General features: G+C 60.4%; 7 protein-coding genes. All 7 read left to right on the top strand.

Features of this window, described 5'->3' with window-relative positions; genetic code table 11:
- Positions 1 to 32: 32 nt before the first annotated feature.
- The 7 genes from AB1724_07890 (at position 33) to AB1724_07860 (ending at position 11,823) form a co-directional block, all read left to right on the top strand.
- The gene (locus tag AB1724_07890) at positions 33 to 1,121 is read left to right on the top strand and encodes an efflux RND transporter periplasmic adaptor subunit (protein ID MEW6077715.1); all 1,089 of its coding nucleotides are present in this window, start codon (positions 33 to 35) and stop codon (positions 1,119 to 1,121) included.
- A 4-nt stretch (positions 1,122 to 1,125) separates the two neighbouring features.
- On the top strand, positions 1,126 to 5,559 hold the full coding sequence (locus AB1724_07885) for an efflux RND transporter permease subunit (GenBank protein ID MEW6077714.1): 4,434 nt from the start codon (positions 1,126 to 1,128) through the stop codon (positions 5,557 to 5,559).
- Positions 5,560 to 5,665: 106 nt separating this feature from the next.
- The gene (locus tag AB1724_07880; protein MEW6077713.1) at positions 5,666 to 6,310 is read left to right on the top strand and encodes a TetR/AcrR family transcriptional regulator; all 645 of its coding nucleotides are present in this window, start codon (positions 5,666 to 5,668) and stop codon (positions 6,308 to 6,310) included.
- Between the two features lie 48 nt (positions 6,311 to 6,358).
- Complete coding sequence (locus tag AB1724_07875) at positions 6,359 to 7,201, top strand: hypothetical protein (GenBank protein MEW6077712.1); 843 nt, start codon at positions 6,359 to 6,361, stop codon at positions 7,199 to 7,201.
- Between the two features lie 87 nt (positions 7,202 to 7,288).
- Positions 7,289 to 8,554 carry an NADH:flavin oxidoreductase gene (locus AB1724_07870; protein MEW6077711.1) on the top strand — a complete coding sequence of 422 codons (1,266 nt, stop codon included), beginning with the start codon at positions 7,289 to 7,291 and terminating at the stop codon, positions 8,552 to 8,554.
- A gap of 138 nt (positions 8,555 to 8,692) precedes the next feature.
- The gene (locus tag AB1724_07865; GenBank protein ID MEW6077710.1) at positions 8,693 to 10,123 is read left to right on the top strand and encodes a hypothetical protein; all 1,431 of its coding nucleotides are present in this window, start codon (positions 8,693 to 8,695) and stop codon (positions 10,121 to 10,123) included.
- A gap of 17 nt (positions 10,124 to 10,140) precedes the next feature.
- Positions 10,141 to 11,823, top strand: coding sequence for an acyl-CoA reductase (locus tag AB1724_07860; protein ID MEW6077709.1), 1,683 nt, complete (start codon positions 10,141 to 10,143; stop codon positions 11,821 to 11,823).
- Positions 11,824 to 12,124 lie beyond the last annotated feature (301 nt).

Here is a 12,124-nt window from a genome sequence, read left to right as displayed (position 1 = left end):
ATTAACGAGGTGTTAATTCTGAGGAATGCCGCATGGTCATCAAATTCATTCCCGCCGCGTTCGGAATTGCTCTGATCGTGTTCCTGGTCGCCTGCTCCGGTCAACCGTCTGAAAAAGAGGGCAGGGAATCCCAACTCCCGGCGCCCGTTGCCGTTGAGGTCAGCCCGGTCATGGTCAGGGATATTACCGAAGGCATCAACACGGTCGGCACGCTGTCCCCCAAATTCCAGGCGGATGTCAAATCCGAATATCCCGGCATCGTCGCGCAGGTTTACGTGACCGAATGGCAGCAGGTCAGGAAGGGGGACCCGCTGGCCCGGCTCGACACCCGCGAGGCCGACATTCTGGTCCGCAAGGCCGAGGTGGAAGGCCAGAAGGCCGAACGGGAATATGAGCGCATGCTCAAGCTCAATGAAGCCGGGCTGGTGACCCAGCAGAACCTGGATGACGCCCGGACCGCCAGGGACGCCATGGAAGAGATGGTCCGTCACGCCCGGACCCGGCTGGGCAAGGCCGAAATCGTTTCGCCCCTGGACGGCGTGGTGGCGCTGCGGATGATCAATGTCGGCGATCTTGTTGGGGAAGTAGGCTCTCCCAAAATCATGTTCCGGATAGTGGATAACCGCATTCTGGACCTGACCTGCACCGTGCCGTCCATTTATTTGAAGGATATCCGGCCAGGTCAGGCCATCGATTTCCGGAGCGACGCCTTCCCGGGCCAGACCTTCCCGGGCGTGGTCGATTTCATCAACCCCGTGATCAATGAAGCAGACCGGTCGATAAAAGTGGTGGCCCTGGTGAACAACGAAAACGGCCTGCTCAAGGGCGGGTTGTTCGTCAACTGTTTTATCAAGACCGCCTTCCGGACGGGGGTAATGCAGGTGCCCAAAACGGCCCTGCTCAAATGGGACATGGCCGGCCGGAAAGCCGACCTGTTCGTGGCCCGGGACGGCAAGGCCCGCTTGTGCAGCATTGCCACCGGTTATGCCGAACAGGACCGCATCGAGGTGACCTCCGGCCTTGATCCCTCGGCGCAGGTAATCCTGCGCGGTAATTTCCAGCTCAAGGACGGCGATCCGATCGTGATTGTCTCGTCCGCGACGGACACGCCCGGGAATTAAGCCCATGTTTATTTCCGATATTTCCATCAAGCGTCCGGTTTTCGCCACCGTGCTCATACTGGCCCTGGTGACGCTGGGCCTTTTTTCCTACCGCCGGCTGCCCATCGACATGTGGCCCAACGTGGATATCCCGGTGATCACCATCAGCACCGTCCTGGAAGGGGCCGCCCCTGAAACCATCGAACGCGAGGTCAGCCGGCCAATCGAAGAGGCCGTCAATGCCATCCCGGGGGTCAAGCATGTCCGGTCCATTTCCCGGGAGAGCATCTCCCTGGTGGTGGTCGAATTTCATCTGGAGGTCCAGCTCAATGACGTGGCCCAGGAGGCACGGACCAAGATCAACGCCATCCGGGGCCATTTGCCCGAAGAGATCAAGGAACCGATCATCCAGAAGATCGACGTGACCAACACCTCCCTGGTGTCCCTGGCCCTGCGGTCCGATACCCTCGATCCCCGGTCGCTGACCACCCTGGCGGAAAAGAAGGTCATTCATCGCCTGGAGAACATCCCCGGCATCGGCAAGGTGAACCTGGTGGGCACCGCCAAGCGCGAGATCAATATTTATGTGCATCCCGACCGGCTGACGGAGATCGGCATGGGCGTGGATGAGCTCCTGGGCGGCATTCAGCGGGAGCATCTGAACATCCCCCTGGGGCGCCTGCGGCAGAACAATTCGGAGTATCCCCTGCGCGTCACCGGCAAGAACGAGGCGGTGGAGGATTTCAAAACCATGCAGATCGCCCGGCGGGGTGACCGGCCCGTTCTGCTGGGTGAGCTGGCCGAGATTATTGACGGCGTCGAGGAACCCGACACGGCCGCCTATGTCAACCGGGAACCGGCCGTGACCATCGACCTGTTCAAGCAGTCCGGCGCCAACGCCGTGGAGGTGGCCGACCGGGTCCGCAAGACGATAACCGATCTGCGCCGGGCCCTGCCGGCCGGAGTGGACCTGGACGTGGTGCGGGACAGCTCGCGCATCATCCGCCAGTCCGTGGACGACGTGCAGGAAACCATCGTCATCGGGGCGCTCCTGACGGTCCTGATCGTGTTTCTTTTCTTGAATTCCTGGCGGTCCACGGTCATCACCGGCCTGACCCTGCCGGTTTCGGTCATTTCCTCGTTCATCATCATGAACATGCTGGGCATGACCCTCAACTTCATGACCCTGATGGCCCTTTCCCTGTCCATCGGCCTGCTCATCGACGACGCCATCGTGGTGCGGGAAAATATCGTCCGCCACCTGGAGAAGGACCACGATCACATGCGGGCCGCCCGGGAAGGCACCAACGAAATCGGGCTGGCGGTCATGGCCACCACCTTTTCGATCATCGCCGTGTTCGTGCCGGTGGCTTACATGAAGGGCATCATCGGCCGTTTCTTTTTTCATTTCGGCATTACCGTGGCCTTTGCCGTGCTGGTGTCCCTGCTGGTCTCTTTCACGCTGGACCCCATGCTCTCTTCGCGCTGGCTGGATCCTGACGTTCTCGACAAAACCGCCCGCCGGGGGTTCCTCACCCGCTGGCTGGACCGTTTCAACCGCGCCTTTGATCGACTGGCGGATTTCTACCGCCGGCTCGTCAGGTGGGCGCTCAAGCACCGCGCCGCGGTGGTGATGCTCGCCTTTCTGGCGTTCGTCGGCGGATTGTTCCTGATGACCACCCTGGAACAGAACTTCATCCCCATCTACGATCAGAATGAATTTCTGCTCAAATTCAAATCGGCCCCCAACGCCTCCCTCGATGAAACCAGAAACCGCGTCCAGGCGGTCATGTCGGTGCTGGAGCGTCATCCCGAGGTGGAGAGCACCTATACCACCATCGGGGCCGGCGACTGGGGAACGGCGCGCGACGCCGCCATGTATGTCCGGCTGGTGGATAAGAAAAAACGCCGCCAGGACCAGTTCACCCTCATGGCCGAAATCCGCCGTGAGCTGCAGCAGGTGGCCGGGGTCATCCCCTCCCTCGAGGACTGCGGCCGCATGGACACGCGCAAACCGCTGCTCATCAGCGTTCGGGGCGATGACCTGGAGGTGTTGAAAAAGTATGCCGCCCGCATCAAGGCGGGAGTGGCGACCATCCCGGGCATTGTGGACGTGGAACTGGCCCAGGAGCAGGACATTCCCGAATACCGCCTGATGGTGGACCGTCCCAGGGCGACGGACGCGGGCCTCAGCACGGCCGCCATCGCCCGCACCCTGAACACCCTGGTCAACGGCTCGGTCATCACCACCTTCGAGGACGAGGACGGCGACGCGGTCGATGTCCGCGTGCGGCTGCCGCTGGAGATGCGGGAGAACCCGGCCCAGCTGAACAATCTGCTCATGGCCGTGCATGATCCCGCCGGCCGGACCAACCTCATCCCGTTAAGCAACGTCGTTTCCTACACCATGGGCGTCACCCCGTCGGAAGTCAGCCGTTACGGCCTGATGCGCGAAGCCCTGGTATCGACCAACCTCGACCGGCTGCCGCTGGGCTCGGCCATCAAGCAGGTCAAGCCGATCGTAGCCGAAGCGACCAGGGACATGCCGGCCGGCTATCGCGTGTTCTACTACGGAGAAAGCGAGGACATGGCCGAGTCCTTCGGCTACATGGCCGAATCCCTGATACTGGCCATCGTCTTTGTTTATCTGATCCTGGCCGCCCAGTTCGAGTCGTTTGTCCATCCCTTTTCCATCATGCTCTCCCTGCCCCTTTCCATCGTCGGCATGGTGGGCATGCTGCGCCTGGCCGGGGACACCCTCAACATCATGTCCCTGATCGGCCTCATCCTGTTGATGGGCCTGGTGACCAAGAACGCCATCCTGCTGGTGGATTACGCCAACGTTCTCCGGGCCCAGGGACTGCCCCGGGAAGAGGCCCTGATCCAGGCCGGGCGCACCCGTCTGCGGCCCATCCTGATGACGACCCTGGCCATGATCTTCGGCATGCTGCCGCTTTCCCTGGCCCTGGGGGCCGGGTCCGAAATGCGGGCGCCCATGGGCCGGGCCGTCATCGGCGGCCTGATCACCTCCACCCTGCTGACCCTGCTGGTGGTGCCGGTCTTCTACACCCTGCTGGAGGATGTCATCAACCGGCTCAAACGCCTCCGGGCGAAGTCCGCCGTCGTCCCCCTGCTGCTGGCCCTACTGCTCTGGCCCCGGCCGGGCATGAGCGAGGAGTTTGTCCCCACCCGGCGGCTCACCCTGGACGAGGCACTGAAACTGACCTTCGAGAACAACAAGGACATTCTCAAGGCCAGGGAATCGGAAAACCGCGTCCATGGTTATTACCTGGAGCAGCGGGCCGCGGCCTTCCCCCAGATCACCGCCGTTTCGGCGGTTTCCAGGGAAAAGGATGAAAGCCGGGCGGCCCAGGGCATGGGGCTGTTTGACGTTCCGGAATACAGCGATTTCAACGTGGCCGAGCTCCGGCTCTCCCAGGTCATCTTCACCTGGGGCCAGGTCGCGGCCGCCATCCGCGGCGCCAAAGAGATGATGGGGGCGGCGGATGCGCAGACGATCATGGCCGAGCAGGGGGCGATCAAGGACGTCAGCGTCGCTTTTTACGACATCCTCCTGGCCGGCGACATGCATGACCTGGCCCTGCAGAACATCAGCCAGAAACAGCGGCATCTGGATGAGGCCCGGCATAAATACGCCGCCGGTACCGCCACGGATTACGATGTGCTGTCTTCCCGGGTGGCGCTGGAAAACGCCCGGCCCGAGGCGATCCGGACCGATAACGCGCTGGCCCTGGTCAGAGAACGGTTCCGGTTCCTGCTGGCGCTCCAGGACGAGAAACCCGACGCCTCCGGCACGCTGGATGTTGCCATCGCCGAATGCCCTTCCGTTGACAAGGTCATGGAAACGGCGCTGGCCAACCGCCCGGAAGTCGCGTATCTGCAGCACAACCTGCTGATGACCAAGGAGAAGGTGATCATCGCCAACAGCCTGAACAAGCCGCGGCTCGATTTCAAATCCAGTTACGGTTACCGCGATCTGACCATGGAGCAGTATGACGACAGCTTCAACGGGGAAGGCGACGCCTGGTCACTCGGCATGTATCTGACCTGGCCGCTGTTTGACGGCGGCCGGACCAAAGGCCTGACGGCCCAGGCGGTCAGCGAAGCCAAGAGCCTGGAGCTGGATATCCGCAATATTTATGACACGCTGGTGCTGCAGGTGAGGCAGGCGGTCAACGCCGTCAGAGATGCCGGCGAGATCGTGATGGCGCTGGGTGAGACCGTGACCCAGGCGGAGCGGATGCTGGCCATGGCCGAGCAGGGCTATAAGTACGGCGTCATGACGCGCCTGGACGTTGACGATGCCGCCCTCAATCTTCTCCATGCCCAGAGCAGCCTGGCCCGGGGCAAAAGAGATTATCTGGTCGCCCGCCTGACCCTGGAATGGACCATGGGAAAGATCGGGCAGAAACCTTCAGAACAACCTAAGCAGCCATAATCAGATTTTCAAATTTTTCCCTTGCAATCGTGTTTTTTACGTCCTATAACTAACTAACTGGTTAGTTTTTAACGGCCGCCGGGTGGAAAAAAGGAAAATGTTTATCATGAAAAAGGGCAGGGAAAACAAAACACGGGATCTGGAAAAAACGCGTCAGCTCATCCTGGACGCGGCCGCCGGTGAATTTGCCGTCTACGGTTTCTCCGGCGCCCGGGTGGACCGCATTGCCCGGGAGGCCGGCGTCAACAAGGCCATGATCTATTACATATACAAAAACAAAGATGAGTTGCACCTGGCAGTGCTGGAACACCTGTTCGAGGCCAAGACCCGGCAGGTGGAGGCGCATCTTAAGAGCGGAAACCTGACCCTGCAATCCCTTTATCCCGTCCTGCAGGGGTATTTCAAGACGCTGCTGGAAAAGAAGGACTACGCCACCATTATCCTGTACGACCTGGCCGCCGGCGGCGCCAGCCTGCGAGCGTTGAAGAAGAAACGGCCTGATCTCTACGCCGAATTCGACACCGTGGCGGCCATGCTCAAATTACTGCAGCAGAGCGGCGCCATCCGATCCATCGACCCGGACAAGAGCATTGTCCTGATGGTGCTGATCGTGGTTGGTCTGGCCGGACTGCTGCCCCACATGGACCTGGTGATCTCGAAGAAGTCGCCGGCTTTTAAATCGCTTTCCAGTCAGGACGAATGGCTGGCATTCATGGCGGATGTGATTTTCCGGGTTCTCAAACCGGAATGATGAGTATTTTTGGGTAGTAATATCAACAATAACAGGGAGGATGCAATTATGGTTCAGGTAGATGTGGTCTGGGCGTACGCCTTCGGCGCGACGTTCGCGGCGGCTGCCGGCCGTCAGCTCGAAAAAGAGGAAAAGTCTTTTGACAACAAGTGGTATGTCTTTATCCTGATTTTCCTCTCGGTTTTCTTTGCCCCGTCGGGATTGTATCTTCTCTGGGAACACACCCAATGGGAGACGATGCAGGTGGCTAAAACCATGAAGGACATACCGGCGTGGCTGGTCACCCTGTTTGCGGTCACGAACGTGACCCAGGGGATACTGGGGTACTGGACCACGTTGAAACTGGTAAAAAAGAAAAACTACTACGGCGCCCATGCCAACTGGATGTGGGCCTGGATCCTGTTCTGGTTTATCCTGGTCTGCGGCTGGGACTGCACGGGGTATCAGCGATTCCTCTATGACATGAGCATGAACAACGGCGAACTCTGGTCCCCGGGAAAACATATGGGCCTCGGTTTTTTCATGAGCAACGTGTGGTGGACCCTGGTGATCATGGCCGTGTTTTTCGGTCCCATGCTCATCCATGGTTTTATCACGTTCACCCGGGAAGGGGCGAAGATGGATCCGTCCATCCGGCCGGAGGAGGTGCCCAATCCGATTATAATACTTGCGGCTTATTTCGGGATTCAATGGGTGGCCTGCCTGGGGCTGGCCATCGCGGCGGCTCTCATGGTCATGGGCCTGAAGAGTGTGACCGGCAGCACTCTGCTGGGATATCTGATCGGCGTACCGCTCTTCATCGTGCTGGCCCAGGTCCTGCTTTTCCGTCGCGGCATGCCCATGCAGAGAATCGCTAAACTTCTTTACATCAGGGAGCCGGGAGAAGCCTGATGCCAGGTTAAGGGGCCAAGGATTCAAGTGAACCGCAACAACCCCTTGAATCCTTGAACCCTTTATATCACTAAAAAGGAAACCGTCATGAGCGCTGAAGACATCCTGTTCCAGCCGTTTTCCCTGGGCAAACTGACCGTGAGCGGCCGGGTCTGTAAAACCGCCACTTCCGAAACCCGGGCCACCGAGGACGGGTTTGTTTCCGACGAGCTGCTGGCTTTTTACGAACCCATCGCCCGGGCCGGGACGCCGCTGATCATCACCGGCAACCTGTATGTCAGTCCGGAAGGCAAATCCACCTACCGCATGGGCGGCGCGGACGCGCCGGACAAGGTGCCGGGGCTGAAACGCTGGGCCGACCTGGCCCACCGATACGGCGGCAAGTTGTTCGGCCAGATCAACCACTGCGGCCGTCAGGTGTTCGCCCGGGCCATGGGGTTAAAGAGCGCCATCTCGGCTTCAGACGTGACGGAAAAGGTCATGGGCACGAAACCGCGGCCCATGACCATCGACGAGATCCGGCAGGCCGTGCGGCAGTTCGCGGACTCGGCCCAGTACTGCCAGGAAGCGGGGTTTGACGGCGTCCAGATCCATGCCGGCCACGGTTATCTCATCAACCAGTTCCTTTCGCCCTACACCAACCGCCGCCGGGACGAGTACGGCGGCGATCAGGGCCGGCGGCTCCGCTTCCTGCTGGAGGTATACCGGGCGGTGCGGGAACGGGTCGGACCGGATTACCCCCTGATCGCCAAGATCGGCGGCGCCGACGCCCTGACCGGCCGGGCCAGCCTGAGCACCGGCGAACTGGTCGAAACCGCCCGCATCCTCCAGGAAGAGGGGCTGGACGGCGTGGAAGTGACGGTGGGTCACTACGAGTCAGGGTTTCCCATGATCCGGGGAACTTTTAATGATTTCTTCAAGGGCCTGATGAAAGAAGGCATCGGCTGGCAGCTGCCCTTTATCCGGAAAACGGGCGTGACCCTGTTCCGCCATCCCATTGCTTTTGCCTTCAACCGCATCTGGCCCCATTACGAAGGGTTCAATACCGGCTATTCCCGGGAGTTCAAGAAAACGCTGACCATGCCGGTCATCTGTGTGGGCGGGTTTCTGACCCGCCAGGCGGCCGCCGACGCCATCAACCGTGGTTTATGCGACGCCGTATCCGTGGGCCGGGCCATGATCGCCGACCCGTATCTGTATGCCCATTTCAGAAAGAATGTTGCCGGTCCCAGGTGCTCCTTCTGCAACGGCTGCATTGCCAGGGCCGGCCGGCTGCCGGTGGAATGCTATGACCCGGAAGTGAAGGCCGAGAAAGACCGCATGATGGCAGCGGAAGCTGCGGGCTCAATGTAGCGGAGGTCTTTAGACCTCCATAGATGGAAAGGCGAAGTCTTTCATTGCCTTTCTGGAAGCCTGAAGGCTTCCGCTACACAAGTCGCGGCAGTAGCCAAAAAGTTGTAGCGGAGGTCTTTAGAGGGGGAGGGCGGACTCATGAACACAAGCCACGACCGGGAACTACAAGCGGTTCACGGTGAGCTCAAACGCCTGATCATGGACTGGGCCGCGGACAAGACCGTGGACGGGGACCGGGCCAGGCGACTGCGGCAAAGGGCCGTGGAGATCAATCACCGCCGGTACCGGGAAAACATTCCTTACTACCGCAAGGTATGTCGAATGGCGGACCTGGACACGGACAACCCGGGCTTGGACAATATCATTGCGCACCTGATGGTGACCGACGATATTTTCAAGTCCTATCCCCAGTCCCTGGTCGACGGAAAGAACTTCGAGGGCATGACCGCCTGGCTCTCCCGGATCAGCACCGTGGACCTGACAGGGCAGCTCCCGGGTGATGTCCGCAACCTGGACCAGTGGATCGAGGCCCTGGCCGCAAAGGGCATGAACCTGGTCTTTTCCTCGGGGACCTCCGGCAACATGTCGTTCGTTCCCAGGGACGAGGCTACCTGGACCCATTTTCTAAAGACGCCGCTGCTCTATCTGCCGCTGCTGATCGCCGAGCAGGGCATGATTTCACCCTGGAAATATTGGCTGCTGAAGCGGCTGATCAAAATGATACAGCCGGATGCCTTTTTGAAGATGGCCGATAAATTCGGCCGCTTCGTCCTGAAAGATTATGACGGCTACTTCTGCAATTTTTCCGGCGGCAACCAGGGCATCCAGTTGGTCGGCCAGGAGATCGCCAAATATTGCGGCTCGGCTTTTTTCCTCTACGACATGACCCTGTCCCCGGCCGCGGTGCGCGGTATTATTCGCGGCGCTCATTCTCCGGAAGAGCAGACCCTGGCCGACGAATTCCTCAGGGCCACGGTCTTCAACAAGGAAGCCAACTACGACCGCATGATCGGCGCGCTTCAGGAATCGGTCCGCCGGCGGCGAAAGGTCATTGTTTTCGGAACTCCGTATCTGCTCCTGGAAATATGCCAGAAAATCAAGGCCCGGCAGATTTCGCTTAAGGTCCGGAAGGGGAGCGGGGTGATTTTCGGCGGCGGCTGGAAATCCTTTGACGGCCGGCGCATTCCCGAGGAGGAACTGGTCCGCCTGCTGAGCGAAACCTTCGGCCTGGAGCCCCGGCATATCGCCGAAGGGTATTCCATGACGGAAATCCACGGCCTCATGTTGCGCTGCAGCCATAAGCGCTACCATGTTCCGCCCCACTTTGAGACCGTTATCCTGGACGAGTCCCTGAAACCGCTCGCCGGGGATGACGTCACCGGCGCCCTCGGCATCATCGACCCCTTTGCCGAGAGCTACCCGGGTTTTCTGGTGACCGGCGATACGGTCCGCCGGATCAACGCGCCCTGTCCCTGCGGCCGCTCCGGGCCGATGATTCTGTCCATCGAGCGGAGCGCCGGCCGCGAGGTCAAAGGGTGCGGCGGCATCATGGCCAAAATCAACGCGTAGCCCGGCGGGAGGAAAATATGGAATCAAGCAATCAGGGCGGGACAACCGCCGGAAACATTTTCTCCGGTCCCATCGGCGAATTCTGCCGGGAGCACAACCTGCTTCAGCCGGATGCCGACGGCGTCCAGCGGATCCCGTTTCTGATCAAGGGACAACTCCGCCTGCCCGGCCCGATCGCCATGGACACCATCCGTCAGGCTTTCGCGGACAAAGAATGCGGCCGGCCGCTGTCGTCGGCGCCGGTCACCCACGTCACCATCGGCGAAACGCAGGTGGCGCGCGAACCGGTTATCGACCGTCAGGCGATGACCCATACGGGGCAATATCTTTACTCTGTCATGCCCGTATTCCAGGCAACGGAAGTCATCGAAAAGGATTTCGGCCGTCTCTGCCGGGAGTTGTACAGCCTGCCGTTTGAAGAAATCCTTTCGTTCCTGCGGGCCCTGGGCGAGACCTTTGCCGCCAGCCGTTCCTTCCTGGACCATGTCCGGGAGGCCACCCTGCCGACGGCGCTTCTGCCGGACCGCTGGCATCGGGCCGGATTCGACACCATCGAGCTGCTGCTGGATGAAGGCAACGCCCGCCGGATGGTGGATAATGACCTGTGCGCCTGGAACCTGCCGGGAACGCGCTTTCTCGACGGCTGGGTCCCCCTGACGGAGGCCCCGGTTTTCCCCGAACCGGTCCACTTAATGGCCGCCGAAATATTCAGGGAACCGGACAAGGCCTGGCGGCCGCGCGTTCCAACGCTGCGCGCCATGCCCACCCGGCAGTTGCACATCACCGCCGGCAACGCCCCGCAGATTCCGCTGTTCTCGGCTCTCCGCGCCATCCTGACCAAGTCTCCGGCGGTGGTCAAGTCGCCCTATGGCGCCACCATTCCCGGCGCGCTGTTGGCCCTGGCCATGGCGACCGGCCGGCCCGATCATCCGGTCACCCGCCATCTCTCCATCGTCTACTGGCCGGGCGGTGACGAATCCGTGGAATCGGCTTTTTTCGCGCCCGGCAGCTTTGACCGCATCGTGGTCTGGGGCGCGCCCGAGGCGGTGGAATCGGTCAAAAAGCGAGCCGTTTTCACCAAGGTGCTGACCTTCAACCCGCGCTACGGTATTTCCATGATCGGCCGGGAAGCGTTTGCCGGAGACATCCGACACGTGGCTGACCGGACCCTGGCGGACTCCCTGGTCGCCAACCAGAAAGCCTGTATCGCCTCCCAGATTCATTACGTGGAAGGGGACGACGATCAACTGAAGGCTTATGCCGAGGCCCTGCGTCAGGGGCTGGAACGGTTCGACCAATACGCACCCAACTATATCGAACCCTTCTTCGAGGGGGAAATCAAGCGCCTGATGCGGGGTATGCTCATCGACGCCGACTGGTACATCAACCGGACAAACGGGCGGTTTTCATCCGGGGTGGTGGTCGTCAACCGGGAGTTCCCGCTTTCCTGCCTGACCATGCAACGGATGATCATCGTCCGCAAGGTCGGCGCGCTTTCCGATGTTCTGTCGTACCTGCATCCCGGTGTCTCCACGGTCAGTATTTTCCCGCCGGCCCGGCGGGAAGAACTCCGGGACGTGATCGCCGCGGCCGGCGTCAGCAACATCGTCGATATCGGTCAGAGCGGAACCATTTACCCCGGCCAGAGCCATGACGGCATGATGGTGCTGACGGAACTGGTGGACTGGAAGAACGGGTAGACAATCCGGCCGACAACGGGTATGGTTGCCGGCTGAAGAGATTCTATTGTCATTCAACCGTTATTTGCTGCTAAAGTATTGCAGCGGAGGTCTTCAGACCTCCACCTGGAAGGCTGAAACCTTCCCCTACACAGGCCGGGGCAGTTGCCCGGAAATAATGTAGCGGAAGGCTTCACAGGCTGTCTCGCAGCCTTCCTATATATTTTTGACTTTTTGCGATCCGATTTCGTTAGTTGATCGCCTGCTCTTTGAAAATTTGTTTAAAACATCTCCGACGCCAGGCTTTTTTGCCGCTGGGAGC

This window comes from Thermodesulfobacteriota bacterium, from assembly GCA_040753795.1.
Classification (GTDB): Bacteria; Desulfobacterota; Desulfobacteria; order Desulfobacterales; family Desulfosudaceae; genus JBFMDX01.
Note: the sequence above shows the minus strand (reverse complement) of the source record. Positions and strands in the feature narration are given on the sequence as shown.

Bases quoted from the DNA above. Each gene is read 5' to 3' on its own strand.
- AB1724_07865 (MEW6077710.1), top strand. From the start codon at position 8,693: ATGAACACAAGCCACGACCGGGAACTACAAGCGGTTCACGGTGAGCTC.
- AB1724_07875 (MEW6077712.1), top strand. From the start codon at position 6,359: ATGGTTCAGGTAGATGTGGTCTGGGCGTACGCCTTCGGCGCGACGTTC.
- AB1724_07860 (MEW6077709.1), top strand. From the start codon at position 10,141: ATGGAATCAAGCAATCAGGGCGGGACAACCGCCGGAAACATTTTCTCC.
- AB1724_07890 (MEW6077715.1), top strand. From the start codon at position 33: ATGGTCATCAAATTCATTCCCGCCGCGTTCGGAATTGCTCTGATCGTG.
- AB1724_07880 (MEW6077713.1), top strand. From the start codon at position 5,666: ATGAAAAAGGGCAGGGAAAACAAAACACGGGATCTGGAAAAAACGCGT.
- AB1724_07885 (MEW6077714.1), top strand. From the start codon at position 1,126: ATGTTTATTTCCGATATTTCCATCAAGCGTCCGGTTTTCGCCACCGTG.
- AB1724_07870 (MEW6077711.1), top strand. From the start codon at position 7,289: ATGAGCGCTGAAGACATCCTGTTCCAGCCGTTTTCCCTGGGCAAACTG.